Raw genomic sequence first — 26,822 nt, forward strand, 5'->3', positions numbered from 1 at the left:
GTGGTCCGGCCAACCCGCCTCGGCCGCCCCGGCCGCCGCCCCGCCCGGCGACGCGGCCGCGGCCCGCGGGGTGGCGTTCGCCGCCCGGCGCGCGGCGCAGCGCGGTATCACCTTCCGCCACTGCCCCCGCGCCGAGGCGCTGGCCGCCCCCATCACCTGCGGAAAGGTCTCCGTACCGCTCGACTACGCCCACCCCCGGGGCAAGCACATCTCCCTCACCGTCAGCCGGATCCGGGCCACCGGCCCGAAGGCGCGGCGTCAGGGCGCGCTGGTCTACAACCCCGGCGGACCGGGCGCCTCCAGCATGGCGTTCCCCGAGTACGCGGCCGAGGACACCTTCCGCCGGGTGGCCGCCGCCTATGACTTCGTCGGCTACGCCCCACGGGGTGTGGGCCGTTCCGCCCCGCTGTCCTGCCAGCGGCCGTCGGCCTACGCCAAGGCGCCGACCAGCTCCCCGCCGCACCCCACGGCCGCCTTCAAACGGCGGCTGGTGGCGCGGGCGCACGCCTACGTGCGGGGCTGTGTGCGCCGCTCGGGCCGCGCGCTCGCGCACTACACCACGCTGAACAACGCCCGCGACCTGGAGGTGCTGCGCGCCGCGCTGGGCGAGCGGCGGCTCACCTTCGTGGGCGCCTCGTACGGCACGTACTACGGGGCCGTGTACGCCACGCTCTTCCCGGGGCGGGTGCGCCGGATGGTGTTCGACAGCGTGGTCAACCCCGCCCCCGGACGGATCTGGTACCGCGACAACCTCGATCAGTCGCTGGCCTTCGAGCGGCGCTGGCGGGACTGGCGCCGCTGGGTCGCCCGGCACCACGCCGTCTACCACCTGGGCGCCACCGCGGACCGGGTGCTCGCCTCGTACGACACGGCACGGCGGCGGCTGGCGCGCAAGCCGGCGGGCGGGGTCGTCGGCACCGCCCAGCTCCAGAGCGCGTTCCTGAGAACTGGCTACAACGACGCCTACTGGGACCCGGCCGCCCGTGCGCTGGCCGCGTATCTGCGCGGCGACCCCGAGCCGCTGATCGAGCTGGCCGCGCCCGATCCGGCGGAGGCGGCCGACGACGAGAACGGCAACGCCGTCTACACCGCCGTGGAGTGCAACGACGCGCCCTGGCCGCGCGCCTGGGCCACCTGGGACCGCGACAACAGCGCCCTCGCCCGCCGCGCGCCCTTCGAGACCTGGGACAACGTGGCGATGAACCTGCCGTGCGCCTTCTGGCCGCTGAAGCCCGGCCGCCCCCTCGACGTGGGGAACCTGGAGGCGGTGGGCCCCCGGAGGACGGGCCGGGTCGCACTGCCGCCGGTGTTGCTGCTGTCAGCGGAGCGGGACGCGGCCACGCCGTACGCGGGGGCGAAGGAGCTGTGGCACCGGCTGCCCGGCTCCTCGCTGGTGACCGAGCGGAAGGCGGGCACCCATGGTCTGTGGGGCGGTCCGAACGACTGCGTCAACCGCCATGTGGACACCTATCTGCTGACCGGGAAGACCCCGGGCCGGTCCGCCTTCTGCGCCCCGCGCCCGGAGCCCGCACCGCTGCCGGAACCGGCCCCGCTGCCCGAGTCGGGCAAGCAGCCGGCGATCCCGGGCACGCCGTAAGGGCGTCAGGCAAAGCCCGCGGCCGTCAGGCCAAGCCGGCGACCAGCTCGGAGACCGCCTTGCGCCGCCCGGTGTAGAACGGGACCTCCTCGCGGACGTGGCGGCGCGCCTCGGAGCCGCGCAGATGGCGCATCAGGTCCACGATCCGGTGCAGCTCGTCGGCTTCGAAGGCCAGGATCCACTCGTAGTCGCCGAGCGAGAAGGACGCGACCGTGTTGGCCCGCACATCGGGGTAGCCGCGGGCCATCTTGCCGTGGTCGGCGAGCATCCGGCGGCGGTCCTCGTCGGGCAGCAGGTACCAGTCGTACGAGCGGACGAAGGGGTACACGCTCACGTACTCGCGCGCGTTCTCGTCCGCGAGGAACGCCGGGATGTGGGACTTGTTGAACTCGGCCGGGCGGTGCAGGGCCATGTTGGACCACACCGGCTCGAGGTGCCGCCCCAGCCGGGTGCGGCGGAACAGGTTGTACGCCTCCTGGAGGGCGTCGGAGGTCTCCGAGTGCCACCAGATCATGACGTCGGCGTCGGCGCGCAGCCCGGACACGTCGTAGGTGCCGCGCACGGTGACGTCCTTGGCGGCGAGCTGGGAGAAGAGCTCCTCGACCTCGTCGGCGTAGCCGGTGCGGTCCTCCGGCAGCACATCGCGCAGCCGGAACACCGACCACAGGGTGTAGCGGATGACCTCGTTGAGGTCCTTGGCCTTCTTACCGGCGTTGGGAGTCTTCTCAGGTGCAGCAGTCATGGCCCTATTCTCGCTCTCCGGCTCCGGCGCCCGGCCGCAGGGTGGCCGTCAGGGCGCCGAGCAGCTCATCGGCCGCCTTACGGGCGCTGCCGACGCACGCGGGGATGCCCACTCCGTCGTAGAGCGCGCCGCACACCGCCAGCCCGGGCACCTTGGCGACCTCGGCGCGGATGCGGGCGACCCGGTCGAGATGGCCCACCGGGTACTGGGGCAGTCCGCCGTCCCAGCGGTCCACCCGGCTCGCGACGGGCTTCGCCGCCAGGCCGACGGCCTCGCCGAGGTCGGCGAGCGACACCCTTACCAGATCGGCGTCGTCCCGCTTCAGATCCGCCTCGTCGTCAAACCGCCCGATCGAGGTACGCAGCACGAAGAGATCGGGACCGGCGTCGCGCAGCCAGCCCCACTTGCGGCTGGAGAAGGTCGCCGCCTTGATCGTCCGGCCGTCGACCGGCGGCACCAGGAAGCCGCTGCCCTCGGCGAGCGAGGCCATATCGGTGCGCCGGAAGGCCATGGTGACCAGTGCCATCGAGGCGTAGTCCACGGTGGCCAGCTCGGCGGAGGCGGCCGGGACCCCGGCGGCCAGCAGCCGGGCGGCGGCGGGCGCGGGGACCGCCAGCACCACGGCGTCGGCCGCCAGCACCCGCGGGCCGTCCATACCGTCCACGCCGTCCTTACCGTCAATGCCGTCCACGCCGCCCGTACCGCCCGCGCCGTCCACCGCGACGGTCCAGCCGTCGGCGGTGCGCCGCAGCTCCCGTACGGGCGCCCCGGTGCGGATCTCGCCGCCCGCGGCCCGTACGGCATCGGCGACCGCGAGCGGCAGCCGCCCGATCCCGCCGTCGATGCCCATGAACACGGGGCCGTCCTGCCGTCGTGCGGAACGCTCGGCCAGTTCCCGGACGCCCTCGGTCAGCGGGCGGCCGGACTGGGCCACCTCGAAGAGGGTGGGGACCGAGGCGCGCATCGAGGTGCGGTACACATCGCCCGCGTACACCCCGCCCAGCAGCGGTTCGACCAGCCGGTCCACGACCTCGCGGCCGAGCCGCTCCGCCAGATACCCGCCGAGCGCCACGTCCTCGCCCACCGGTGTGGGCGGCAGCTCGCGCTCGCGGGCGATCCGGGCCAGCCCCTCCTCCGAGATCACGCCGGACGCGGCCAGCGGCTCCAGATCGCCGGGGACGCCCATCACATGGCCCTTGGGCATCGGGCGCAGCCCGCCGCGCGTCCAGAGCGAGGCGGTCGCGGTCGCGGGCGGCCCCAGCCGGTCGCCGAGGCCCACGGCGTGCGCCAGCTCGACCGCCTCCGGGCGGCGGGCGAGCATCGACTCGGCGCCCAGGTCCACCGGTACGCCCTCGATCTCGCCGGAGCGCAGCTTGCCGCCGAGCCGCCCCGACGCCTCCAGGACCGTCACCCGCGCCCCGCCGTCCAGCAGCCGGTGGGCCGCCGCGAGGCCCGCGATTCCGCCGCCGATGACCACGACATGGCCGGTGCGCCCCGCCCCCGGGGTGTTCGCCGCTCTCATGCCCCCACTCTCTCACCCGCCCCGAGGGCGTGATGCGCCGAGGCCGTTGCCAGGTCGGCCTCGATACGGGCCGCGGTGGCGCGCAGCGCCGGGAGTAGCTCGCCGCGGGCGCTCTCGGCGGTGCCGCGACCGGCGTGGGTCGCCACGTTGAGCCCGGCCACCACGCGTCCGCGCGCGTCCCGCACCGGCACGGCGAGCGACCGCAGCCCCTCCTCCAGCTCCTGGTCGACCAGGGCGTGCCCCTCCGCCGCCGCGCGCTCCACGACGCGCGCCAGCTCGGCCACGTCGGTCACGGTGTGCCGGGTCAGCGGCTCCGGCCGCACCCCGGCGAGGTGGGCGGCGCGGGCGTCGGCGTCCAGACCCGCGAGCAGCACCCGGCCCATGGAGGTCGCGTAGGCGGGGAAGCGGGTGCCGATGGTGATGTTGACGCTCATGATGCGGACGGTGGGAACGCGCGCGATATAGCGGATGTCGCCGCCGTCGAGGACGGCCAGGGACGCCGACTCATGGACGGTACGGACCAGTTCGCGCATATGCGGCTGGGCGATGTCGGTGAAGCCGCGCTCCGCGAGGGGGGCGTAGCCGAGCTCCAGCACGCGCGGCAGCGGCCGGAAGGCCCGGCCGTCGGCCTCGGCGTACCCCAGCTCGACCAGGGTGAGCAGCGAGCGCCGGGCGGTGGCCCGCGCCAGCCCGGTGGCCTCCGCGACGGCGCTGAGCGTCATCCCCCCGCCCCGGCCGCCGCCCGGCCCCGCGCCGACGAGGCCATGCGCCAGGGCCCCGGCGGCGCCGGGCGCCGCGTCCTCCACCGCGCGGGCCTCGCCCTGGCCCGAGCCCTGTGCCCCGCCCGGGGCCGCCACGCCGGGGGCCGCCCCGCCCAGGGCCCGCAGTACGGCCAGCCCGCGCGCGAGGGACTGCAGAAAGCCCGCTCCCAGCTCCCGCTTGGCCATCCGCGCGGGATCCTCACCCACGGCCCCCGCACCCGAGGCGACCGAAGCACCCGAGGCGACCGATGCGGCGGACGCGATCGAAGCGGCGGACGTGACCGATGCGGCGGACGCGATCGAAGCGGCGGAAGCGACCGAAGCGGCGGAACCAGCCAAGGCGGCGAGCCGTGGCCGCCGCGCCGTCAAAGCCGCCTCCATCGCCGGGAGTTCCGCGCCCAGCGGCCCCAGCACCGCCGCCCGCAGCGAGTCCACGTCATGGCGGCTGGTGTGGCTGACCACGTTGACCGCGCAGACGATGCGGCCCGAGGCGTCCCGTACCGGAACGGACACCGCCACCAGGCCCGGTTCGATCAGCTGGTCGTCGACGGCCCAGCCGTCCCGGGCGGCCTCCTTGACGCGGGCCTCGAAGTCCTCGCCACAGGCGGGGCGGTGGCGGGGCGGGACGGCCGGGAACGCGGTGTCCAGGGGGTCCTCGGCGCGGCGGGCGCGCCAGGCGGCCCAGTCGGCCCCGGACCACTCGGCGGCGAAGAGCGCGCCGGGCGAGCAGCGCTCGGCGGGGAGCAGATCGCCGATCCGGAAGGCGAGGGACATGGTGCGGCGGCGGGTGACCTGGACGACGAAGCGCACCCCGCCGCCGTCGGGGACGGCGACCGAGACCGACTCGTCGAGCCCGTCCGCGAGCCGCTCGGCGAACGGGCCGAGCGCGGCGGGCAGTCCGCTCGCGGCCAGATACGCGTTGCCGAGTTCCATCAGCCGGACCGCCAGGCCGATGTCCCGGCCGTCGAGCGTCACGTAACCGAGCTGCTCGAGCGTGCCCACGACGCGGTCGACCACGGACCGGGCGAGCCCCGTGCCGCGCACGAGATCGCCGGGCCGGACCGTGGTCCGTCCCTCGTGCGCGGCCAGCCGGGTCAGTTCGCGCAGCACGGCGAGGCCGCGCTCGAGAGGCCCGACGGGGCCATTGACAGGTGGTGGCACCGGGCTGAAACTCATCACCAGCCGATTATGAACGAAGTTTCACTCAGCGAACAAGTGGTGAAGACATAGAAGACACAGCGGACCGCGGGGCCGAGGAAACAGCGGGCCGCACGGACCACCACGCCGCCATGGACCACCACAGCAAGGGGACGATGTGATGCGCACGACCGTCGGCATCATCGGCGGCGGGCCCGCCGGGCTGCTGCTCGCCCGGCTGCTGCACCGCGCCGGGATCGACTGCGTGGTGCTGGAGAGCCGGGACCGGGCGTATGTCGAGCGGCGGCAGCGGGCCGGGATCCTGGAGCAGGGCACCGTGGATGTGCTGCGGGAGTGCGGCGCCGGCGGGCGGCTGGACCGCGAGGGGCTGCCCCACCAGGGCATCGAGCTGCGCTTCGAGGGCCGCGGCCACCGTGTGGACTTCCCCTCCGCCACCGGCGGCAAGTCGGTGACGGTCTACGCCCAGACCGAGATCGTCAAGGATCTGATCGCGCTCCAGCTGGAGGAGCCGGGCGGTCCCCCGCTGCTGTTCGAGGCCGAGGCGCTGGCCATCGAGAAGCCGGACTCCGCCGCGCCCGTGATCCGCTTCCGCCACGAGGGCCGCGAACAGACCCTGAGCTGCGACTACGTGGCGGGCTGCGACGGCTTCCACGGCATCGCCCGGCGTACGATCCCCGCCGACCGGGTGCGCGCCTTCGAGCACGCCTACCCCTACTCCTGGCTCGGCGTGCTGGCCGATGTGGCGCCGTCCTGCGAGGAGCTCATCTACGCCCGCCACCAGCGCGGTTTCGCCCTGCACAGCATGCGCTCACCGCATGTCTCCCGGCTCTACCTCCAGGTGCCCAACGGCACCGATCCCGACGACTGGTCCCATGAGCGGATCTGGGACGAGCTGTCGGCCCGCTTCGCGCTCGACGGGGACTGGACGCTGGAGCGCGGCCCGATCACCGCCACCTCCGTCACCCCGATGCGCAGCTTCGTCCGGGAGCCGATGCGCCACGGCCGGCTGTTCCTGGCGGGCGACGCGGCACACATCGTGCCGCCCACCGGCGCCAAGGGGCTCAATCTGGCCGTCACCGATGTGATCACGCTGGCCAGGGCGCTGATCCAGCACCAGGGGACCGGCTCGCCCGAGCTGCTGGACGGCTACTCGCGGACCTGTCTGCGCCGGGTGTGGCAGGCCGAGCGGTTCTCGTACTTCATGACGGACACGCTGCACCGGCGCCCGGACGAGAGCCCGTTCGAGGACCGGGAGCGGATCGCGCGGCTGGAGCGGATCGCCTCCTCCCCCACCGCCTCCGCCGAGCTCGCCGAGAACTACGTCGGCCTCCCGCTGTCATGACCGCGTCCGGCCCCCTCATCCCCATCAGCCCACCGGGCACCCGCGCCACCGGCGACCGGGACGGCGGCCGCTCGGTCGCCGCCCGGATGCTGGCGGTCCTCGACGCGTTCGACGCCTCGCACCGCTCGCTGTCCCTCACCGCCCTCGCCCGGCGCGCCGGGCTGCCGCTGGCCACCGCGCACCGGCTGGTCGCCGCGCTCACCCGCTGGGGCGCCCTGGAGCGGGACGCCACCGGGGCGTACCACATCGGGCTGCGGCTGTGGGAGGTGGCGACGCTCTCCCCGCGCGGGGTCGGGGTGCGCGAGGCGGCCCTGCCGTTCATGGAGGACCTGTACGAGGCCACTCACGAGAACGTCCAGCTCGCGGTGCGGGACGGTCTTGAGGTGGTCTATGTCGAGCTGATCTCGGGTCACTCGGCGGTCCAGGTGCGCACCCGGGTCGGCAGCCGCTGGCCGCTGCACGCGACCGGCGTCGGTCTGGTGCTGCTCGCGTACGGGCCGCCACGGCTGTACGAGCGGGTGTGCGCCCGCCCGCTGCGCCGCTACACCGAGCTGACGATCCAGGACCCGCACCGGCTGCGGACCGCCCTGGCCGAGGTGCGGCGCACCGGGATCGCGGTCAGCGACCGGCAGATCACCATGGACGGGCTGTCCATCGCCGCCCCGGTGCGCGGCCCCGGCGGGGAGGTGGTGGCCTCGCTGTCGGTGGTGGTGCCGGCCGCGGAGGGGCGGGCCCCGGGGCTGGTCCCGGCCGTACGGGTCGCCGCGCACGGCATCTCCCGTACCCTCGCCGCCGCTCTGGGGCAAGACCCCGTCGCGGAGACTTCCGGCCGGTGAAAGACCCGCGAACGCGCCTTGCCGCGCCCGGTGTCCGGCCACATTCTGTGTGGCACCGACCGAGCCGACACGCCCAGGCCCGAGAGGGGACATGGAGACATGCCCGAAGTGACCGCAGAGCCCACCGCGCGGGGCCGGGAGGCGCCCCGCGGCGGCTGGCAGCCGTACCACACCCTCTGGGCCATGCTGCTGGGCGGCTGGCTCTTCTCGTACGCCGACCGCACCATCACCGGCCCGGTCGTCACCTGGCTGATCGAGCACGACCACGGCATGCTCGGCTCCGCCAGCCATCCGCACGCGCTCGGCGGTCTGATCGGCAGCCTCTTCTTCGCGGGCTACATGCTCACCCAGTTCCCCGGCGGCTATCTCGGCGACCGCTTCGGGCACCGCACCATGCTCGCGGTCTCGCTGCTGTGGGCGGGGGTCGCGACGCTGGCCAGCGGGCTGATGAGCGGGCTGATCGCGTTCGTGGTGCTACGGGTGCTGACCGGGCTCGGCGAGGGCGTCTTCTACTCCAACGACCGCTCGCTGATCGCCCAGCGCACCCCGCCCGCCAAGGCAGGTCTGGGCATGGGCGTCGCCATCACCGGACTGTCCATCGGGCTGACGATCGCGACCATCAGCGCGCCGTACCTGATCGACTGGGGCGGGGAGGTGTTCGGCGAGGAGGACGCCTGGCGGATGCCGTTCCTGGTGCTGGGCGCCGCGACGCTCGCGTTCGGCTGGGCCACGGCGATCTATATGCGCCGCATCGGCGGCCCGCTCAGGGCCACCGGTTCCACGCTGCGGCTGCTGGGGATCTCGGCGGTGCTGTGCGCCGCGGTCATGGCGGTCTATCTGATCGCCGACGGGGCGGGGATGCCCAGCTGGGGCGTGGCCATCCTCGAGTGCGTGCTGGCCTTCCTGCTCATCGGGGTGATCTTCGCCCGGCGCGGCGGCCGGCTGGGCGCGGTCTCGCGGAACCGCAATGTGCTGCTGCTCAGCTTCGCCTTCATCGCGGTCATGTGGAATCTGTGGTTCTTCAGCTTCTGGTCGGTGTCGATCGTCGCGGACGCCGCCCACAGCTCGTTCCAGAACGCCGCGCTGGTGGCCACCTTCAACGCGGGCGCGGGCATCCTCGGCTTCCCGGCCGGGGGCCGGCTCTCGGACCGGGCGAAGGCCCGGGGGTGGGGGCGGCGGCCGCTGCTGATCGCGTTCACCGTGGTCCAGGGGGTGCTGGTGCTGGTGTTCGCCGCGTATCTGCAGACCCATGAGAAGCCCTCCCTCTGGGTGATGTCCGTTCTGCTCTTCGTCTCCAGCCTGTTCTTCAACGCGCTCCAGCCGATGGCGCACGCGCTGCTGAACGATGTGGTCGACGCGGCCGAACGCGGCGCGGCCTTCGGGCTGTTCAACCTGGTCGGGGAGATCGGCGCGGTGGTCAGCCCGGCGCTCAGCGGCACCCTCTTCGACCACTACGGCAGCTGGACGAACGCGGTCTACATCGACGGCGGGCTGATGCTCGTCAGCGCGCTGCTCTACGTGCTGATCCGGGAGCAGACCTCGCGCGCTTAACTTGGTGCCCTAAAGCCGGACATCAATGGCGGAGGGGCATACATGACGGCGGCACGGCGCATGGTGGTCATCGGAGGCGACGCGGCGGGCATGTCCGCCGCGTCGCGGGCGCGCAGGCTCAAGAGCCGGAGCGAGCTGGACATCCTCGCCTTCGAGCGCGGCCAGTTCACCTCGTACTCGGCCTGCGGCATCCCGTACTGGGTCGGCGGGGTGGTGAACGGCCCCGACGAGCTGGTCGCCCGGACGCCGGAGACCCACCGGGGCCGTGGGATCGACGTACGGACCCACACCGAGGTCGTCGAGATCGACCTCGCCGGGCAGCGGGTCCTGGCGCGGGACCTCGATCCGCGCGGCGAGGGCGACCAGTGGTACGGCTTCGACGACCTGGTCATCGCGACCGGCGCCCGGCCGCGCCGCCCCGGGATGCCCGGGATCGACGCCCCCGGCGTCCACGGGGTGCAGACCCTGGAGGACGGGCGGGCGCTGCTGGAGTCCCTGGAGGCCACCCCGGTCGAGCGGGCGGTGGTGATCGGCGCCGGGTACATCGGGGTGGAGATGGCCGAGGCGCTCATGCGGCGCGGCTCCCGGGTGACCGTCCTGGAGCGCGGCGAGCAGCCGATGTCCACGCTCGACCCCGACATGGGACGGCTGGTGCGCGACGCGATGTCGGGGCTCGGGATCGACACCGTGACCGGCGCGGAGGTCACCGAGGTGGTCACGGGCGAGGACGGCCGGGTGCGGGCGGTGGCCACCAAGATGAGCGAATACCCCGCCGACCTGGTGATCCTGGGCCTCGGGGTGGCCCCGGAGACCGGGCTCGCGCAGGAGGCGGGGCTACCGGTGGGCGAGTACGGCGGGCTGCTGACCGATCAGGCGATGCGGGTGCGCGGTTACGACAACATCTGGGCGGGCGGTGACTGTGTCGAGGTCCTCGACCTGGTGTCCGGCCGCACCCGGCACATTCCGCTGGGCACCCACGCCAACAAGCACGGGCAGGTCATCGGCTCCAATGTGGGCGGCGACTACGCGACCTTCCCCGGTGTCGTCGGCACGGCGGTCAGCAAGGTCTGCGATCTGGAGATCGCCCGCACCGGGCTGCTGGAGGCCGAAGCGGCGGCCGTGGGGCTGCAGTTCGAGGCGGTCACGATCGAGGCGACCAGCCGGGCCGGGTACTACCCGGAGACCCGGCCGATGACGGTGAAGATGCTCGCCGAGCGGCGTACGGGACGGCTGCTCGGCACGCAGATCGTCGGCCGTGAGGGCGCGGGCAAGCGGGTCGACGTCGCGGCCGTCGCGCTCACCGCCGGAATGACGGTGGAGCAGATGACGGCGCTGGACCTGGGCTACGCCCCGCCGTTCTCACCGGTATGGGACCCGGTCCTGGTAGCGGCGCGCAGGGCGGCGGCGACCGTAAGGGCGACGGAGCGCCGCTGAGCGCGCCATGCGCTCTTTCCGGGGTGTCCGGCGGACCACGCTGGAGCCGCGAATGGCTGCCTTCCCCGCCCCGGGGGTGTCCGGCCGATCGTGACGCCTGCGGCGGGCTTTCCCCTACCCGCCCCTTCCCGAACCATGGGGCTCCGTCCCCTGGACCCCGGACGCCCTTCGGGCGTGTCCTCAAACGCCGGACGGGCTGATTTCAGCCCCTCCGGCGCTTGAGGAGCGGGGTCCGGGGCGGAGCCCCGGTTGAGGGAAGGGGCGGGGTAGGGGAGAAGCCCGCCGCAGGCGGCAAGCCCCCCGCCGCCGGTCAGTGCGCGCCGTCGATGATCCGCAGGGCGAGCGCGACCCGCTCTGCCACATGGCGGGGGCAGCTCCACGCCTCGAGGGCGAAGGGCGGCTCGGGCGTGGCGTACTCCTCCGGCGCGTACAGATGGTTGAGATGGGCGCCGTAAGGGTCCTCGTGGAAGCCGAAGTGCCGGCGGCCCGCCAGCTCGGCCAGCACCTCCCAGGGGTGTCCCTCCCCGTGCGGGCAGGCCCCGGCCGCCGGATCGGTCCGCACCGCGCCGAGGATCGCCCGCAGATCCCGGTGGACGGCCTCCGGCGGGGCCTCCTCGCCCGAGGCCACCGACCAGCAGGCCACCAGCAGCAGCACCAGCCGCTCACGCGGATCGGCCGGGCCCGCCGCGAACCGGCGCGCGGCCCACAGCCCGGCGTCCTCCGCGGCCTGCCCGTCCCGGCAGCGGAACCGCACGGCGTGGGTGAGCCGCTCGACGTCGAGCCGGCCGTCGGGGCGCAGCAGCGCCTCGTCCAGGTGGGCGGTGTCCCGGAGGCCGAAGAGCCGCTCACGGCCGGTGCGCAGATGGTCCAGCGCCTCGCGGGCGATCGCGGCGAGGAAGGCGGGGCACAGCCATGCCTCCAGCGGCGCCGTCTCCAGCTCCTCGCGGTGCCAGTGGCGGTAGACGCCCCGGCCGCCGGGGCTGAGCAGATGGATGCCCACGGTGGCCTGCTCCGCGGTGTCCCGGCCGACCTCGGGGTGCTCGCCCTCGCCGTGCGCGCAGGAGGCGCCGCCCAGGCCGGGCAGCACCGCCTCCAGGGCGTCCACCATGGTGTCCAGGACCCGCCGGTCGCGGATCCGGCCGCTGGCCGCGTACCAGCAGGCGGCGTGCAGTACGACCACGAGCCCGGCGCGGTGGTAGCCCAGGGGGTTGGCGACCAGGTTCCTGGCGTAGGCGGACAGCTCCTGGGCGGGGTCCACGGCCGCGCTCGGGTAGTCCCAGACGATCGAGCGCAGATCCTCGGCGCGGCGCGCGTCGCGGACCGGCAGCCGGGGCGGGATGCCGCCCACGCTGCCGGGGGCGATGATGTCGATGGCGACCCGCGCGTACCCGGCGATGTCGCGCGGGCACAGCCACTGCTCCTTGGTGGCGTCGTCCTCCCAGTCCGGGTCCCGCTCCTCGGTCAACCCGTTGGTGAGCAGCGGCAGATCGTCCACGAAGTGGTCGATCCGGTCGTCCAGGTCGCCCTCGTACGGATGCGTCCGGTGGGCGCAGGGGGCCTCGCGCAGCCGCCGGTCGGTGGCGTGGAGCGCCTCCAGGGCCGCCGCCGCGACGTCCTTACGGGAGAACCGGCCGATGTGCGCGGCCATCATGACCAGCCCGAGCGTCCAGCCGTACGCCTCCTCGCCCGCGGGATCGGCCAGCAGCCGCCCGGCACAGTCCAGCACGACCCGGTCCGAGTCGCCGCCGTAGGTCTCGTGGAGGATGCCGTGCCAGTCGTCGACGAAGTGGACACACTCCGGCGACTCCTGCGGGTCTGACAGCGCGGTGGCGGGCATGTCGGTCATGCCCCTCACGACGCCACGGGAGGCACGCGGGTTCCCGCTTGGTTCAGACCTTCACAGAAGGTGCGCGCGATGCGCTCTGCGTGTGCACATACTCGACGAGTCGGGTGAGCGCGTCCGGATCGGTGCTGGGCAGCACCCCGTGGCCGAGGTTGAAGATATGCCCCTCAAGACCCCGGGCCGCCTCCAGCACCTCGTCCGCCTTGGCCTCGACGGCGGTACGCGGGGCGAAGAGCACCGCGGGGTCGAGATTGCCCTGGAGCGCCTTGCCGGGGCCGACCCGCCGGGCGGCCTCGTCCAGCGGCACCCGCCAGTCGACGCCGACGACGTCCGCGCCCGCCTCGCCGAGCAGCCCGAGCAACTCGCCGGTGCCCACGCCGAAGTGGATGCGCGGCACACCGTATCCGGCGACGGCGGCGAAGACCTTCGAGGACGCGGGCAGCACGCTGCGGCGGTAGTCGACGGGGGCCAGGGCGCCCACCCAGGAGTCGAAGAGCTGGACGGCCGAGGCGCCCGCCTCGATCTGCACCTTCAGGAAGGCGGCGGTGATGTCGGCGAGCCGGTCCAGCAGCGCGGCCCAGAGCGCCGGGTCGCCGTACATGAGCGCCTTGGTGTGCTCGTGGTTGCGCGAGGGGCCGCCCTCCACCAGATAGCTGGCGAGCGTGAAGGGGGCGCCCGCGAAGCCGATGAGCGGGGTCGCGCCGAGCTCGCCGACGAGCGCCCCGATGGCCTCGGTGACGTACTTCACATCGTCCGGATCGAGCGGACGCAGCCGCTCCAGATCGGCGCGGGTGCGGATCGGCCGCTCGATGACCGGCCCGACACCGGGCTTGATGTCGAGGTCGATGCCGATGGCCATGAGCGGTACGACGATGTCGCTGTAGTAGACGGCGGCGTCCACCCGGTGGCGGCGCACCGGCTGCAGCGTGATCTCGGTGACCAGATCGGGCCGCATGCAGGACTCCAGCATCGCGGTGCCCTCGCGCAACTTGCGGTACTCCGGAAGCGAGCGCCCCGCCTGCCGCATGAACCACACGGGCGTATGCGGCACCGGCTCCCGGCGGCAGGCCCGCAGAAAGGCCGAATCGGCTGTGGCACTGGCTGCGGCACGGTCGGTCTGCTGCTGGCCCGAGGGCCGCTCGTTGGTGCTCATGCCCCAGATTTTCGCACGGGCCGAACGAGTGACCCGCCAACCCGGGTGTTCCTCCCCGGTTAGGGCCCTCAGTGCGCCTAGTCTTCCGGGCATGGCAGCGGTTCAAGGACACCTCTCGAACGGTGCTGACGGCCCTGACGGCACGGACGCGGGCGGTGAGGACACCCCTCCCGCGTTCCGGCATGCCGTCGCCGCGCTGCGCGGTGTGCGGGTGCGGCCCGAGGTGGAGCTCGACCCGACCCCACCCCCACGTCGGCTCGCACCCTACTCGTACGCGCTGGAGGCGGTGGTCACCGGCGCGGCGGGCGATGACGAGGAACTGGCCGAGGGGCGGCTGATCCTGCTGCACGACCCGGCCGGGCACGACTCCTGGCGCGGCACCTTCCGCCTGGTCACGCTGGTCCACGCGGACCTGGAGCCGGAGATCGCGGCGGATCCGCTGCTGCCCGAGGTGTGCTGGTCCTGGCTCACCGGCGCGCTGGAGGCACGCGGTCTGCCCTACGGGGAGCCCAGCGGCACGGTCACCCGGGCGAGCTCGCACTACTTCGGCGCGATGGGCGACCGGGAGCCGTCCACCCGGATCGAGATCCGCGCGTCCTGGACCCCGTCCGACCACCCACCCCCGGAATCGGCCCACCCCGGCCCACGCCGCCCGGAGCCGGCGGAAGAGGGGGCCGCGGAACGGCTGGGCGTGCCGGACACCGCGGGACACCTGGCCGCGTGGTGCGACCTCCTGTGCCAGATCGCGGGCCTGCCTCCGGCGGGCACCGCGGAAGCCGGGGTCGTCTCGCTGCCGCAGCGGAGGGGCCCCCAGGCGCGCTGAGCTCCGGATGTTTCGGGATGTTCGGGAGGTCGGGAGGTATGGAAAAGATACCGAGCTTCCGGATGTCCCGAAAAAGATCGACCCCGATCGATCAGTCGTCCTAATTGCCCGAATTGTTACTCACCAAATCGTGATCATTCTCTAAAGCCCGGCCGTATCGGTGCCGAAGGACGTGGTGACCCGTCCCACCACTTCCCCAGGAGGACCTGGTGTCTGTTCTCCTCGAGCAACCGTCCAGCCTGGTCGCCTACCGCCCCAACAAGCCGACGGCCATGGTGGTCGTCGCCGACCCCCGCGTTCGTTCCACCGTCACCCGCCATCTCTGGGCCCTCGGGGTGCGCGACGTCATCGAGGCGTCGTCCATCGCCGAGGCCCGTCCCCGCATCGGGAATCCACGCGACATCTGCGTGGCCGATGTCCATCTCCCCGACGGCTCCGGCCTCACGCTGCTGTCCGAGACCCGCGCCGCGGGCTGGCCCAACGGGCTGGCCCTGTCCGCCGCCGATGACATCGGCGCCGTACGGAACGCACTGGCCGGCGGCGTCAAGGGCTATGTCGTCACCGGCACCCGCACCAACCTCGGCATCCCGGGCCGCCCCGGCGCCGCCCCGCTCGGCGCCGCCGCCCGGATGCACCGCCGCCCGCCGGGCGCCCCCGGCCACCCGGGCGGTTACCGGGAGCTGTCGGGCCGCGAGGTCGAGGTGCTGAGGCTGGTTGCGGAGGGCCAGTCCAACAAGGCCATCGGCGTCTCGATGGGCCTGTCCGCGCTCACCGTCAAGAGTCACCTCGCCCGGATCGCCCGCAAGCTGGGCACCGGGGACCGGGCGGGAATGGTCGCGGTCGCACTGCGGACCGGAATCATCCACTGAGCCGTACCGCCCACCCGGCCACCACGCCGCCGCCCACCACCCCCCGCGCCCGTCGACGGAACGTTCCGTCGACGGGCGCCCTGCTTACTCCCCGCACACAGCTACCCTTGACAGGTGACCGACGCCCAAGAGACCGCAGCAGAGACGACACTGCGAACCACCGGGGGCGCTCCTCCGGACGACCTCCCCCCGGCGCCGGTCCCCTTGCTGGAACCGCGCGAGGGCATTCCGCCCGTCACCGCCGACGCGGAGACGCTGGCCGAGGTCATCGCGACCTTCGCCGCGGGCCACGGCCCGGTGGCCGTCGATGCCGAGCGCGCCTCCGGCTACCGCTACGGGCAGCGGGCCTATCTGGTCCAGCTGCGCCGGGCCGGAGCGGGGACCGCACTGATCGACCCCGTCGGCTGCCCCGACCTCTCGGGTCTGGGCGCCGCGATCGCCGACGCCGAATGGGTCCTGCACGCCGCGACCCAGGATTTGCCCTGTCTGCGGGACATAGGCATGGTCCCGGCCCGGATCTTCGACACCGAACTCGCGGGCCGGCTGGCCGGATTCGCCCGGGTGGGGCTCGGCGCCATGGTCGAGAACATCCTCGGCTACGCCCTGGAGAAGGGCCACTCCGCGGTGGACTGGTCCACCCGCCCGCTGCCCGAGCCCTGGCTGCACTACGCCGCGCTCGACGTCGAGCTGCTGGTGGACCTGCGCAACGCGCTGGAGGACGAGCTGGAGCGGCAGGAAAAGCTGGAGTGGGCGCACCAGGAGTTCGCGGCCATCGCCGCGGCCCCGCCCGCCCCGCCGCGCAAGGACCCCTGGCGGCGGACGTCGGGGATGCACAAGGTCCGGCGGCGCCGGCAGATGGCCGTGGTGCGCGAGCTGTGGACGGCCCGGGACCGGATCGCCCAGCGCCGCGATGTCTCACCGGGCAAGGTGCTGGGCGACGCGGCCATCGTCGAGGCCGCGCTGGCCCTGCCGGGAGACGTCCGGGCGCTGTCCGCGCTGAACGGTTTCGGCCACCGGATGAACCGGCGCCAGCTGGAGCAGTGGCAGGCCGCGGTGGACCGGGCGCGGGCGCTGCCGGAGGCGGATCTGCCCCAGCCGGGCCAGCCGGTGGCCGGTCCGCCCCCGCCGCGGGCGTGGGCCGACAAGGACCCGGCGGCCGCGGCGCGGCTCTCCGCGGCGCGTGCGGCCGTCACCCAACTGGCCGAACAGCTGAATCTTCCGCAGGAGAACCTGATCGCCCCGGACACCGTCCGGCGGCTGTGCTGGGAGCCGCCCGCCGAGCCGACCACGGATGCGATCGCGTCCGTTCTCGCAGGTCATGGCGCCCGCCCCTGGCAGATCGACCAGGTGACCCCGGTGCTGACGGCCGCCTTGCTGACGCCCCCGGCGTGATGTGACGCGCGTGGACCGGCGGCCCCGCCGCCGGCCCGCGGCTGTGACCTTCAACCCTCCGGTGGTGGGGACTGGGCAGCTTGGTTACTCATAAGTAGCATGAGGGTGTGACGGCGCGCCCCCGGCGTGCCCGCAGCAGTGCCATCCCGCACCTGGAGGAGAGCCAACGTGCCTCGTACCGCTAGGGACGTCGTCTTCGTCGACGGCGTCCGGACCCCATTCGGCAAGGCGGGCCCGAAGGGCATCTACCACGAGACCCGCGCCGACGACCTGGTCGTCAAGTGCATCCGGGAGCTGCTGCGCCGCAACCCGGATCTGCCGCCGGAGCGCATCGACGAGGTGGCCATCGCCGCGACGACGCAGATCGGCGACCAGGGCCTGACCATCGGCCGCACCGCGGGCATCCTGGCCGGGCTGCCCCAGTCGGTCCCCGGCTACGCCATCGACCGGATGTGTGCCGGCGCGATGACGGCCGTGACCACCACCGCGGGTTCCATCTCCTTCGGCGCCTACGACGCCGTGGTCGCGGGCGGTGTCGAGCACATGGGCCGCCACCCCATGGGCGAATCCGTCGACCCCAACCCGCGCTTCGTCTCGGAGAAGCTGGTCGACGAGTCGGCCCTGTTCATGGGCATGACGGCGGAGAACCTGCACGACCGGCTGCCGCACATCTCCAAGCAGCGCGCCGACGAGTTCGCGGTGCGCAGCCAGGAGAAGGCCGCCAAGGCGTACGCCAACGGCAAGATCCAGCAGGACCTGGTGCCGATCTCGGTGCGCCGCACCTCCCCGGAGGGCGGGGAGCTGGGCTGGGGCCTGGCCACCGCCGACGAGCCGATGCGCCCGGGCACCACGCTGGAGGGCCTGGCCACGCTGAAGACCCCGTTCCGCCCGCACGGCCGGATCACGGCCGGTAACTCCGCGGGGCTCAACGACGGCGCCACCGCCTCGCTGATCGCCGCCGAGGACTTCGCCCGGGAGCTGGGCCTGCCGGTCAAGATGCGCCTGGTCTCGTTCGCCTTCGCGGGCGTCGAGCCCGAGGTGATGGGCTACGGCCCGGTCCCGGCCACCGAGAAGGCCCTGGCGAAGGCCGGTCTGTCCATCGAGGACATCGGCCTGTTCGAGATCAACGAGGCGTTCGCCGTCCAGGTCCTGTCGTTCCTGGACCACTACGGCATCGCGGACGACGACGAGCGCGTCAACCAGTACGGCGGCGCGATCGCCTTCGGCCATCCGCTGGCCTCCTCCGGTGTCCGGCTGATGACGCAGCTGGCACGGCAGTTCGAGGAGCGCCCCGAGGTCCGCTACGGCATCACGACGATGTGCGTCGGCTTCGGCATGGGTGGCACCGTGATCTGGGAGAACCCGCACTTCGAGGGGAACAAGTGACCAACACCGCAGAGCTTCTCAAGGGAGCGGCAGAGCTCTTCCCGGGCGAGGTCGTGACGCAGGCGCACGTCCGCCACCTCGACCTCCCCCAGGACGCGGGCCGCTTCGCGCTCATCACGCTGGACAACGGCCTGGACCACACCAAGCCCACCACCTTCGGCCCGGCCTCGCTCGCCAACCTCAACGCGGCGCTCGACCAGGTCGAGAAGGAGGCCGCGGACGGCGAGATCACCGGTGTCGGCATCACCGGCAAGCCCTTCATCTTCGCCGTCGGCGCCGACCTCAAGGGCGTGGAGCTGCTCAAGCGCCACGAGGACGCGCTGGCCATCGGCAAGGGCGGCCATGACGTCTTCAAGCGGCTGTCCTCGCTCGCCGTCCCCACCTTCGCGTACTACAACGGCGCGGCGATGGGCGGCGGGGTCGAGGTCGGGCTGCACTGCGCCTACCGCACCGTCTCCGCGGCGCTGCCCGCCTTCTCGCTGCCCGAGGTGTTCCTCGGCCTGGTGCCCGGCTGGGGCGGCTGCACCCTGCTGCCGAACCTGATCGGCGCCGACCGCGCGGTCTCGGTCATCATCGAGAACTCGCTCAACCAGAACAAGCAGCTCAAGGGCGAGCAGGTCTACGAGCTCGGGATCGCGGACGCGATCTTCGAGGGCGCGGACTTCCTGGAGCAGTCGCTGATCTGGACCGCCGCCGTCCTCAAGGGCGAGATCGAGGTCGTACGGCCCGAGATCGACCGCGGCGACGCCTGGCACGAGGCCGTGGTGCGCGGCCGCGCCATCGCCGACGGCAAGGTGCACGGGGCGGCCCCGGCCGCCTACCGCGCGCTGGAGATCATCGACGCCGCGCGCAACGGCGACCTCGCCCGGGGCTACGAGGCCGAGGAGAAGGCGCTCGCCGACCTCATCATGGGCAGCGAGCTGCGCAGCGGCATCTACGCCTTCAACCTGGTGCAGAAGCGCGGCAAGCGCCCGGCCGGCGCCCCGGACAAGTCGCTGGCGCGCCCGGTCTCCAAAGTGGGGGTCGTGGGCGCGGGCCTGATGGCCTCCCAGCTGGCGCTGCTGTTCGCGCGGCGTCTCGAGGTGCCGGTCGTACTGACCGACATCGACCAGGAGCGGATCGACAAGGGCGTGGGCTATGTCCACGGCGAGATCGACAAGCTGCTGCTCAAGGGCCGGATCAACCAGGACAAGGCCAACCGCCTCAAGGCCGCGGTGACCGGTTCGCTGGACAAGGCCGCCGCGTTCTCCGACGCCGACTTCGTCATCGAGGCCGTCTTCGAGGAGATGGGCGTCAAGCAGCAGGTGTTCGCCGAGGTCGAGGCGGTCGTGCCGGAGCACGCCATCCTCGCCACCAACACCTCCTCGCTGTCGGTCTCCGAGATGGCCGCCCAGCTCAAGCACCCCGAACGGGTCGTGGGCTTCCACTTCTTCAACCCGGTCGCGATCCTGCCGCTGCTGGAGATCGTCCGCGGTGCGAAGACCGATGACGCGTCGCTGGCCACGGCCTTCGGCGTGGCCAAGAAGCTGAAGAAGACCGCCGTCCTGGTCAAGGACGCCCCGGCGTTCGTGGTCAACCGGATCCTGACCCGCTTCATGGGCGAGATCCAGAACGTGATCGACGAGGGCACCCCGGTGGACGTCGCCGAGCGCGCCATCGAGCCGCTGGGCCTGCCGATGTCCCCGCTGGTGCTGCTGGAACTGGTCGGCCCGGCGATCGGTCTGCACGTCTCCGAGACGCTGCACGGCGCGTTCCCGGACCGCTTCACGGTCTCCGAGAACCTCAAGCGCGTGGTCGAGGCGGGCAAGCGGGGCTTCTACGTCTATGCCGACGGCGATTCAGCCAAGCCGGAGCTGGACCCGGAGGTCGCCGCGCTGCTCCAGCAGGGCGACACCGTCCTCACCGAGGAGCAGGTGCGCGCCCGGGTGCTGGACGCGGTCGCGCAGGAGATCGGGCTGATGCTCGAGGAGGGCGTCGTCGCCGAGGCGCAGGACATCGACCTGTGCCTGATCACCGGCGCGGGCTGGCCCTTCCACCTGGGCGGCATCACGCCGTACCTGGACCGCGAGGGCGTCTCGGAGCGGGTGAACGGGAAGACGTTCCTGGCGCAGGGCGTGGCGAGCGTTCCCGCGTAGCGTCGGCGGCGCGTGGCATACCCGGGTGCCGGGCGGGCGAAGGCCCGTCCGGCACTTGGGCGTTCCTTGGGCGTTCCGGGGCTCGCCCACCGGCGCCGCCGCCCCCGCGCCCCGGCGAAGGGCGGTCCGCCCGCGCCACCCGCCACGGCCGGACCCCCGCCCGGCGGCGAGCACCCGCCACGCGTATCCGGGTCGGGTCACGCCCGGGGGTCTGGTCACGCCCGGGGCGGGAAACGGACCGGCGGCACCTTCCCGGACGCCGGGCCACCGCGCCGAACCGGCTCTCAGCCGCGCTACGGCGCCACTCAACCATCCGGGCCACCGCGCCAAACGGGCTCTCAGCGGGGCTGGGGCGCCGCTCAGCCACCCGGGCCACCGCGCCCAACGGCCTCTCAGCCGCGCTACGACGCCACTCAGCCACCCCGGCCACCGCGCCAAACGGGCTCTCAGCGAGGCTACAGCGCCACTCAACCACCCGGGCCACCACACCCGAACCGGCTCTCAGCCACCCAAGCCACCGCGCCAAACGGGCTCTCGGCGGGGCTACAGCGCCGCTCAGCCGCCTCCCACGCGGGTCCAGGCCCGGAGTGCCAGCCCGCGCTCGTCCGTCTTCTGACGGGCCACCAGGAGCTTTCCGTCCAGCGCCAGCGCGGCCAGCACCACCCGGCCCTGACCGTCCAGCGCCAGCGCCGGGGTGTGGGCGCCCTGTTCGCCCGAGGGCGTCCACCACACCCCCGCCGCCTCGTCCTCGCAGGGGTGGGCGGCGACGGCCAGCCCGCCGGCCGCGCTGTCCTGGTGGGCCAGGACGGTGCAGTCGTGACCGTCCACCATGGCGCGCACCGCGGCGACCGGGCCGGTGCCCGTGGCCCCGCCCAGCGGCGCGGGGGCCGGGGCGTCCGGCCGCCAGGCCATGACCTCACCGCTGCCGGCGTCGCGCCAGTAGTGGGTGAGGGTGCCGGGGCTGCTCTCCACCATGGACGCCGAATCCGGTCGGGCGTCGGCGGGGACGTCCTCGCCCCGCTTGGGGGCGGCGCCGGGCTTGGGCTGGTACCAGCGCAGCGCGGCGCCCTTCCCGGCCGGTGCGAGCAGTTCGAGACGGCCGTCGGCGGTCGCGGCCGCCGACATGCCGCCCAGGACGTGCGCGCCCTTCCAGTCGGTCCACCGCTCCCAGGTGCCCTTGGGGTCCTGCCGCCGCGCGCTCACTCCGCCCCCGGCGTTGCGCACGAAGACGCGGAGGGCTCCGGAGGAGTCCACGGCCGCGGCCGGCGGGCCGGTCCGCTCGGCCTTGCGGGCATCCTTCGGATGCGGGGTGCCCAGCGAATGCCAGGCCGTCAGCGGGCGGCCGGACTGGAACTGGGTGGCGTGGACGATATCCACGCGCGCCGGTTCCCCGGCGCCGCCCGGCCGGTGCCGAAGCCCCACCAGATGGGCATAGCCCTCGGGACTCTGAACGACGGTCAGCCCGGCCAGTCGGCCGGACACCTCGATCAACCACGGCCCCGACCACTCCGCCCCTCCGGGGCGGTCCTCGGTCCAGCGGGCGACACCGCCCGTCACCGGTGCGTAGGCCGTGAGCCTGCCGTCCTTGCCGCGGAGCAACCGCAACGCCATGGCCCGCCGCCAACCCTTCCCCGAGCCCTGCCACCTGATCGAACGATGTCCATAGTAATTTGCGTGGACTATGGATGGGGTTGTGGTCGTGGACGCCGCCAATGTGGTCGGGTCGGTTCCGGATGGCTGGTGGCGTGACCGGCGCGGCGCCGCCGAGCGGCTCCGCGACCGGCTGGCCCTCCTCGCCGGGGCCGGGCTCCCCGACCGTCCGGGCGTGCCCGGCTGGGCCACCGGCCCTCCGGTGGACATCGTGATGGTGGTCGAGGGCGCGGCGCGGGGCGTCGAGCCGGTGGCGGGCGTACGGGTGGAGAGCGCGCCGGGCAGTGGCGACGACCACATCGTGGCCGTGGTGGCGGCCCGTGAGGAGGGCCGCCCCTGCCTGGTGGTGACGGCGGACCAGGGGCTACGGGCGCGGGTCACGGCGCTGGGCGCGGAGACGACGGGCCCCCGGTCGGTCCGCCCGAGCGGCTCGTCCTAGGGCCTGTCTGGGGTTGTGATCTGGGCTCGCCAGATCACAACCCCAGACAGGCCCTGGGCCCCGCCAGGGCCCAGGAGGTGTCCGACGGACCGTGCCGCCCGCGGCGGGCCGTTCCCCTCCCCGCCCCTTCCCACAACCGGGGCTCCGCCCCAGCCCCCGGCCGGTGAGCTGATCGCGACGACGGTCGGCTCCTCGCCCCCGGGATCCGGGGACGAAGCAACACCGGCCCTCCGCCCCGGACCCCCGCCGGCCGACCCGGATATACGCGGTCATCCGCCCGATCGTCCACCGCGCCCGCGCGCGGAGGCCCGTGCGGTCGGAACACCGGAGCGGCGAGGGGCCGCTCCTCGCGCCCGGGGTCCAGGGGCGGAGCCCCTGGTAGCGGGAAGGGGCGGGGAGGGGAAAGCAACGACATGCGGCTCCGCCGCGTGATCCGCCGCACGCCCCGCGGGCCGCTACCCCGTACGCGTCCCCGCCTCGCTCACCCGGCTGTGGCGGCGCCCGTAGAAGAAGTACACGAGGAGGCCGATGACCATCCACGCCCCGAACCGCACCCAGGTCTCCGCGGGCAGATTGAGCATCAGCCACAGCGACGCGGCCACCGACAGGATCGGCAGCACCGGCACCCAGGGGGTGCGGAAGGCGCGGGGCAGGTCGGGACGGGTGCGGCGGAGGATGATGACGCCCAGCGCGACCACGACGAAGGCGAAGAGCGTGCCGATGTTCACCAGGGCCGCCAGCTCGGAGATGGAGGTGAACCCGGCGACCACCGCGATGACCACGCCCAGCACGATCGTCGAGCGGTAGGGCGTGCCGAAGCGCGGATGCACCCGGGAGAAGACCCTGGGCAGCAGCCCGTCCCGGCTCATCGCGAAGAACACCCGGCTCTGGCCGAGGAGCAGGATCATGGACACGGTGGTGAGCCCGACGGCGGCGCCGAAGCTGATGAGGCCCGCGTAGAACGGATGGCCGGTCGCCTTGAAGGCGTCGGCGAGCGGGGCGTCCACCGACAGCTTGGTGTACTTCTGCATGCCGGTGACCACGATGGACACCGCGACGTACAGCACCGTGCAGATGAGCAGCGAGCCCAGGATGCCGCGGGGCATGTCCCGCTGTGGATTCCGGGTCTCCTCGGCCGCGGTCGCCACGATGTCGAAGCCGATGAAGGCGAAGAAGACCACGGCGGCGCCGGTGAAGATGCCCTCGACGCCGAAGGTCGTCGGTTGGTAACCGAACATCAGCTGGATCAGCGGCGCCTTCAGCCCCGAGCCGGAGACCGAGCCCCGGGCCTCGGGGATGAAGGGGTGGTAGTTCTCCGCGTGGATGAAGAAGGCGCCCGCGATGATGACGAGCAGCACCACGGCCACCTTGATCGCGACCACCACGGAGGTGACCCGCGCGGACAGCTTCATGCCGAAGACCAGGATCGCGGTGATCATCAGGACGAGCAGGAAGGCCAGCAGGTCGAAGGAGAAGCCGTGTCCGACATCGGGCCCGGCCAGGGCGTCGGGCAGCCGCCATCCGGCGTTGTCCAGCAGCGCGCGGATGTACCCCGACCAGCCCACCGAGACCACGGCACAGGCCAGCGCGAACTCCAGCACCAGGTCCCAGCCGATGATCCAGGCGGGCAGCTCGCCGAGCGAGGCGTAGGAGAAGGTGTACGCGGACCCCGCGACCGGAACCGTCGAGGCGAACTCGGCGTAGCACAGCGCGGCGAGGGCGCAGGCGATACCGGCGGCCACGAAGGAGAGCGCGGTGGCGGGCCCCGCCTGCTGCTTGGCGACCGCGCCGGTGAGCACGAAGATGCCGGTGCCGATGATGACGCCGACGCCGAAGACCGTGAGGTCCAGGGCGGACAGGGACCTGGTGAGGGTGTGGTCGGGCTCCTCGGTGTCCCGGATGGACTGCTCGATGCTCTTCGTCCGCAGGTAGCGCGGCCGGACTCTGCCTCCGATGCCTCCGCCTGGTTCCGATCCGCTCACCGGTGCCACCTCCACGCCCGCCGTGCGGCTCATGCTTCTGGTTACCGATCGGCGGCGGGGTATGCACGCTCAGGACCGCCCCCGATTCACCCGATGGGGGCGGGCGGCGCCACGCACACTGGGCCGGTCGGAGCAGGAGGCGCTCCGGCCGGCCCGGGTGGAAGGGGACGGTGGGTCAGTCGCGCACCGGCTCGGCCGTCGGCCGGGTCACATCGGCGCCCTGGGAGCCCGCGTCCGCGGACTCGTGTCCGTAACGGCCGCCGATCCTGGAGACCAGCCCGGTGACCTGCCGTGCGATGTCCGGCGCGGTCAGCCCGATCTCCGCCATGACCTCCTTACGGGAGGCATGGTCGAGGAAGCGGGGCGGGATGCCGAAGTCGCGCACCGGCATGTCGACGCCCGAGTCGCGCAGCGCCTGGGCGATGGCGGAGCCCACACCGCCGACCCGGCTGTTGTCCTCGACGGTGACGACGACGCGGTGCCGCTCGGCGAGGGCCGGCAGCTCCTCGTCGACCGGCTTGACCCAGCGGGGGTCGACCACCGTGGCGGAAATGCCCTGTTTGTCGAGAAGGTCGGCGACCTCCAGGCACATCGGGGCCAGCGCGCCCACCGAGACCAGCAGCACATCGGGCCGCTCACGGTCGGCCGCCGCGGGCTCCCGCAGTACGTCCATGCCGCCGATCCGGCCGACGGCCGCGACCGCCGGGCCCACCGCGCCCTTGGAGTAGCGCACCACGGTCGGCGCGTCCTCCACCGCCACGGCCTCGCGCAGTTGGGCGCGGACCTGGTCGGCGTCGCGCGGGGCGGCGATCCGCAGACCGGGGACGACCTGGAGAAGCGACATGTCCCACATGCCGTTGTGGGAGGCCCCGTCGGTGCCGGTGATACCCGCGCGGTCCAGGACGAAGGTGACGCCGCACTTGTGCAGCGCCACATCCATCAGGACCTGGTCGAAGGCGCGGTTGAGGAAGGTGGCGTAGACCGCGAAGACCGGGTGGACGCCGCCGGTGGCCAGGCCGGCCGCCGAGACGGCCGCGTGCTGCTCGGCGATGCCCACGTCGTAGACCCGGTCCGGGAAGCGCTTGGCGAACTCGGTGAGCCCCACCGGGTGCAGCATGGCCGCGGTGATCGCGACGATGTCCTCACGCTCCTCGCCGAGCTTGACCATCTCCTCGCCGAAGACCGAGGTCCAGTCGGCGCCGGAGGCCGAGATCGGCAGCCCGGTGTCCGGGTGGATCTTGCCGACGGCGTGGAAGCGGTCCGCCTCGTCCTGGAGGGCGGGCTGGTAGCCGCGGCCCTTCTCGGTGAGGCAGTGCACGATGACCGGGCCGCCGAAACGCTTCGCCCGCTGCAGCGCCGACTCCAGCGCCTCGAGGTCATGGCCGTCGATCGGACCGACGTACTTCAGCCCCAGGTCCTCGAACATGCCCTGCGGGGTGATGAAGTCCTTCAGCCCCTTCTTGGCCCCGTGCAGCGTCTCGTACAGCGGCCTGCCGACGACCGGGGTGCGCTCCAGCAGGTCCTTGCCGCGGGCCAGGAAGCGCTCGTAGCCGTCGGTGGTGCGCAGAGTGGCGAGGTGGTTGGCCAGGCCGCCGATGGTCGGGCCGTAGGAGCGCTCGTTGTCGTTGACGACGATGACCAGCGGGCGGTTCTTGGCGGCGGCGATGTTGTTGAGCGCCTCCCAGGCCATACCGCCGGTGAGCGCCCCGTCGCCGATCACGGCGACCACGTGGTCCTGCTTGCCGAGCAGCTCATTGGCCTTGGCGAGGCCCTCGGCCCAGCCGAGGACGGTCGAGGCGTGGCTGTTCTCGATGACGTCGTGCTCGGACTCGGCGCGCGAGGGATAACCGGACAAACCGCCCTTGCTCTTGAGCTTGGAGAAGTCCTGGCGGCCGGTGAGCAGCTTGTGGACGTAGGACTGGTGGCCGGTGTCCAGCAGCACCTTGTCCCGGGGCGAGTCGAAGACCCGGTGCAGGGCGATGGTCAGCTCCACCACGCCGAGATTGGGGCCGAGATGGCCACCGGTCTTGGAGACGGCGTCGACGAGGAAGGAGCGGATCTCCGCAGCCAGCTGGTCCAGCTCCTCCGGAGTGAGCCGGTCCAGATCGCGCGGTCCCGTGATGCGGGTCAGCAGCACCCGTGCCTCCTTGCTTCGAGCGTCTCCATGGAGCTTGCCGTCCGCCTGAGTCTAATGTTCCGCCCTCCGG

General features: G+C 73.2%; 19 protein-coding genes. 11 read left to right on the forward strand and 8 right to left on the reverse strand.

The window, feature by feature from the left end:
• The coding region (locus NP777_RS34305) for an alpha/beta hydrolase (RefSeq protein ID WP_256654087.1) at positions 1 to 1,597 on the forward strand (1,597 nt) is incomplete at its 5' end.
• Between the two features lie 25 nt (positions 1,598 to 1,622).
• On the opposite strand, the gene hemQ is transcribed toward NP777_RS34305, so the two are convergent.
• The 3 genes from hemQ to NP777_RS34320 are packed head-to-tail and all read right to left on the reverse strand — an operon-like array spanning position 1,623 to position 5,783.
• Positions 1,623 to 2,339 carry a hydrogen peroxide-dependent heme synthase gene (gene hemQ, locus NP777_RS34310; protein ID WP_198281541.1) on the reverse strand — a complete coding sequence of 239 codons (717 nt, stop codon included), beginning with the start codon at positions 2,337 to 2,339 and terminating at the stop codon, positions 1,623 to 1,625.
• A gap of 4 nt (positions 2,340 to 2,343) precedes the next feature.
• On the reverse strand, positions 2,344 to 3,861 hold the full coding sequence (gene hemG, locus NP777_RS34315; RefSeq protein WP_256654088.1) for a protoporphyrinogen oxidase: 1,518 nt from the start codon (positions 3,859 to 3,861) through the stop codon (positions 2,344 to 2,346).
• Positions 3,858 to 5,783, reverse strand: coding sequence for an IclR family transcriptional regulator domain-containing protein (locus tag NP777_RS34320; RefSeq protein ID WP_449343557.1), 1,926 nt, complete (start codon positions 5,781 to 5,783; stop codon positions 3,858 to 3,860). The genes hemG and NP777_RS34320 overlap by 4 nt, the downstream gene beginning before the upstream one ends.
• Before the next feature lie 157 nt (positions 5,784 to 5,940).
• Here NP777_RS34320 and NP777_RS34325 point away from each other — a divergent pair, with 157 nt between their 5' ends.
• From NP777_RS34325 to NP777_RS34340, 4 genes are all read left to right on the forward strand, one after another.
• Positions 5,941 to 7,122 carry a 4-hydroxybenzoate 3-monooxygenase gene (locus NP777_RS34325; protein ID WP_256654089.1) on the forward strand — a complete coding sequence of 394 codons (1,182 nt, stop codon included), beginning with the start codon at positions 5,941 to 5,943 and terminating at the stop codon, positions 7,120 to 7,122.
• Entirely contained in the window at positions 7,119 to 7,958 is an 840-nt protein-coding gene (locus tag NP777_RS34330) for an IclR family transcriptional regulator (protein WP_256654090.1), read from the forward strand. Before NP777_RS34325 ends, NP777_RS34330 begins: the two co-directional genes overlap by 4 nt.
• Positions 7,959 to 8,057: 99 nt before the next feature.
• Entirely contained in the window at positions 8,058 to 9,509 is a 1,452-nt protein-coding gene (locus tag NP777_RS34335; protein WP_256654091.1) for an MFS transporter, read from the forward strand.
• 42 nt (positions 9,510 to 9,551) lie between these two features.
• On the forward strand, positions 9,552 to 10,943 hold the full coding sequence (locus tag NP777_RS34340) for an FAD-dependent oxidoreductase (protein WP_256654092.1): 1,392 nt from the start codon (positions 9,552 to 9,554) through the stop codon (positions 10,941 to 10,943).
• A 310-nt stretch (positions 10,944 to 11,253) separates the two neighbouring features.
• On the opposite strand, the gene NP777_RS34345 is transcribed toward NP777_RS34340, so the two are convergent.
• Both NP777_RS34345 and hemE read right to left on the reverse strand, forming a co-directional pair.
• On the reverse strand, positions 11,254 to 12,789 hold the full coding sequence (locus tag NP777_RS34345) for a hypothetical protein (RefSeq protein WP_256654093.1): 1,536 nt from the start codon (positions 12,787 to 12,789) through the stop codon (positions 11,254 to 11,256).
• Between the two features lie 43 nt (positions 12,790 to 12,832).
• Positions 12,833 to 13,939: a uroporphyrinogen decarboxylase gene (hemE, locus tag NP777_RS34350; protein ID WP_256654094.1), complete on the reverse strand. Its 1,107-nt coding sequence runs from the start codon at positions 13,937 to 13,939 to the stop codon at positions 12,833 to 12,835.
• 91 nt (positions 13,940 to 14,030) lie between these two features.
• On the opposite strand from hemE, the gene NP777_RS34355 reads away from it, so the two are divergent.
• From NP777_RS34355 to NP777_RS34375, 5 genes are all read left to right on the forward strand, one after another.
• The gene (locus NP777_RS34355; protein ID WP_256654095.1) at positions 14,031 to 14,762 is read left to right on the forward strand and encodes a DUF3000 domain-containing protein; all 732 of its coding nucleotides are present in this window, start codon (positions 14,031 to 14,033) and stop codon (positions 14,760 to 14,762) included.
• Between the two features lie 209 nt (positions 14,763 to 14,971).
• Positions 14,972 to 15,631, forward strand: a complete 660-nt coding sequence (locus NP777_RS34360; protein ID WP_014175686.1) for a response regulator transcription factor — start codon at positions 14,972 to 14,974, stop codon at positions 15,629 to 15,631.
• Positions 15,632 to 15,745: 114 nt separating this feature from the next.
• Positions 15,746 to 17,023, forward strand: coding sequence for a ribonuclease D (locus NP777_RS34365; RefSeq protein ID WP_256654096.1), 1,278 nt, complete (start codon positions 15,746 to 15,748; stop codon positions 17,021 to 17,023).
• Positions 17,024 to 17,191: 168 nt separating this feature from the next.
• Positions 17,192 to 18,409 (forward strand): thiolase family protein, encoded by a 1,218-nt coding sequence (locus NP777_RS34370; protein WP_256654097.1) that lies wholly within the window; start codon positions 17,192 to 17,194, stop codon positions 18,407 to 18,409.
• Positions 18,406 to 20,544: a 3-hydroxyacyl-CoA dehydrogenase NAD-binding domain-containing protein gene (locus NP777_RS34375; RefSeq protein ID WP_256654098.1), complete on the forward strand. Its 2,139-nt coding sequence runs from the start codon at positions 18,406 to 18,408 to the stop codon at positions 20,542 to 20,544. Before NP777_RS34370 ends, NP777_RS34375 begins: the two co-directional genes overlap by 4 nt.
• Positions 20,545 to 21,099: 555 nt before the next feature.
• On the opposite strand, the gene NP777_RS34380 is transcribed toward NP777_RS34375, so the two are convergent.
• Complete coding sequence (locus tag NP777_RS34380; protein ID WP_256654099.1) at positions 21,100 to 22,155, reverse strand: hypothetical protein; 1,056 nt, start codon at positions 22,153 to 22,155, stop codon at positions 21,100 to 21,102.
• Positions 22,156 to 22,225: 70 nt separating this feature from the next.
• On the opposite strand from NP777_RS34380, the gene NP777_RS34385 reads away from it, so the two are divergent.
• Entirely contained in the window at positions 22,226 to 22,633 is a 408-nt protein-coding gene (locus NP777_RS34385; protein ID WP_256654100.1) for an NTP pyrophosphohydrolase, read from the forward strand.
• Positions 22,634 to 23,088: 455 nt separating this feature from the next.
• On the opposite strand, the gene NP777_RS34390 is transcribed toward NP777_RS34385, so the two are convergent.
• Both NP777_RS34390 and dxs read right to left on the reverse strand, forming a co-directional pair.
• Positions 23,089 to 24,615 (reverse strand): amino acid permease, encoded by a 1,527-nt coding sequence (locus NP777_RS34390; RefSeq protein WP_391858635.1) that lies wholly within the window; start codon positions 24,613 to 24,615, stop codon positions 23,089 to 23,091.
• A 175-nt stretch (positions 24,616 to 24,790) separates the two neighbouring features.
• The gene (gene dxs / locus NP777_RS34395) at positions 24,791 to 26,752 is read right to left on the reverse strand and encodes a 1-deoxy-D-xylulose-5-phosphate synthase (protein ID WP_256654102.1); all 1,962 of its coding nucleotides are present in this window, start codon (positions 26,750 to 26,752) and stop codon (positions 24,791 to 24,793) included.
• Between the last annotated feature and the right edge of the window lie 70 nt (positions 26,753 to 26,822).

Origin of the sequence: Streptomyces rugosispiralis (genome assembly GCF_024505145.1) — a bacterium.
Lineage (GTDB): Bacteria > Actinomycetota > Actinomycetes > Streptomycetales > Streptomycetaceae > Streptomyces > Streptomyces rugosispiralis.

What these genes read in the sequence shown, in the direction of transcription:
- NP777_RS34330 (WP_256654090.1), top strand. Translation starts at nt 7,119, where the DNA reads ATGACCGCGTCCGGCCCCCTCATCCCCATCAGCCCACCGGGCACCCGC.
- NP777_RS34355 (WP_256654095.1), top strand. Translation starts at nt 14,031, where the DNA reads ATGGCAGCGGTTCAAGGACACCTCTCGAACGGTGCTGACGGCCCTGAC.
- hemG (WP_256654088.1), bottom strand. Translation starts at nt 3,861, where the DNA reads ATGAGAGCGGCGAACACCCCGGGGGCGGGGCGCACCGGCCATGTCGTG.
- NP777_RS34335 (WP_256654091.1), top strand. Translation starts at nt 8,058, where the DNA reads ATGCCCGAAGTGACCGCAGAGCCCACCGCGCGGGGCCGGGAGGCGCCC.
- NP777_RS34325 (WP_256654089.1), top strand. Translation starts at nt 5,941, where the DNA reads ATGCGCACGACCGTCGGCATCATCGGCGGCGGGCCCGCCGGGCTGCTG.
- NP777_RS34340 (WP_256654092.1), top strand. Translation starts at nt 9,552, where the DNA reads ATGACGGCGGCACGGCGCATGGTGGTCATCGGAGGCGACGCGGCGGGC.
- hemQ (WP_198281541.1), bottom strand. Translation starts at nt 2,339, where the DNA reads ATGACTGCTGCACCTGAGAAGACTCCCAACGCCGGTAAGAAGGCCAAG.
- NP777_RS34385 (WP_256654100.1), top strand. Translation starts at nt 22,226, where the DNA reads ATGGATGGGGTTGTGGTCGTGGACGCCGCCAATGTGGTCGGGTCGGTT.
- hemE (WP_256654094.1), bottom strand. Translation starts at nt 13,939, where the DNA reads ATGAGCACCAACGAGCGGCCCTCGGGCCAGCAGCAGACCGACCGTGCC.
- NP777_RS34380 (WP_256654099.1), bottom strand. Translation starts at nt 22,155, where the DNA reads ATGGCGTTGCGGTTGCTCCGCGGCAAGGACGGCAGGCTCACGGCCTAC.
- NP777_RS34345 (WP_256654093.1), bottom strand. Translation starts at nt 12,789, where the DNA reads ATGACCGACATGCCCGCCACCGCGCTGTCAGACCCGCAGGAGTCGCCG.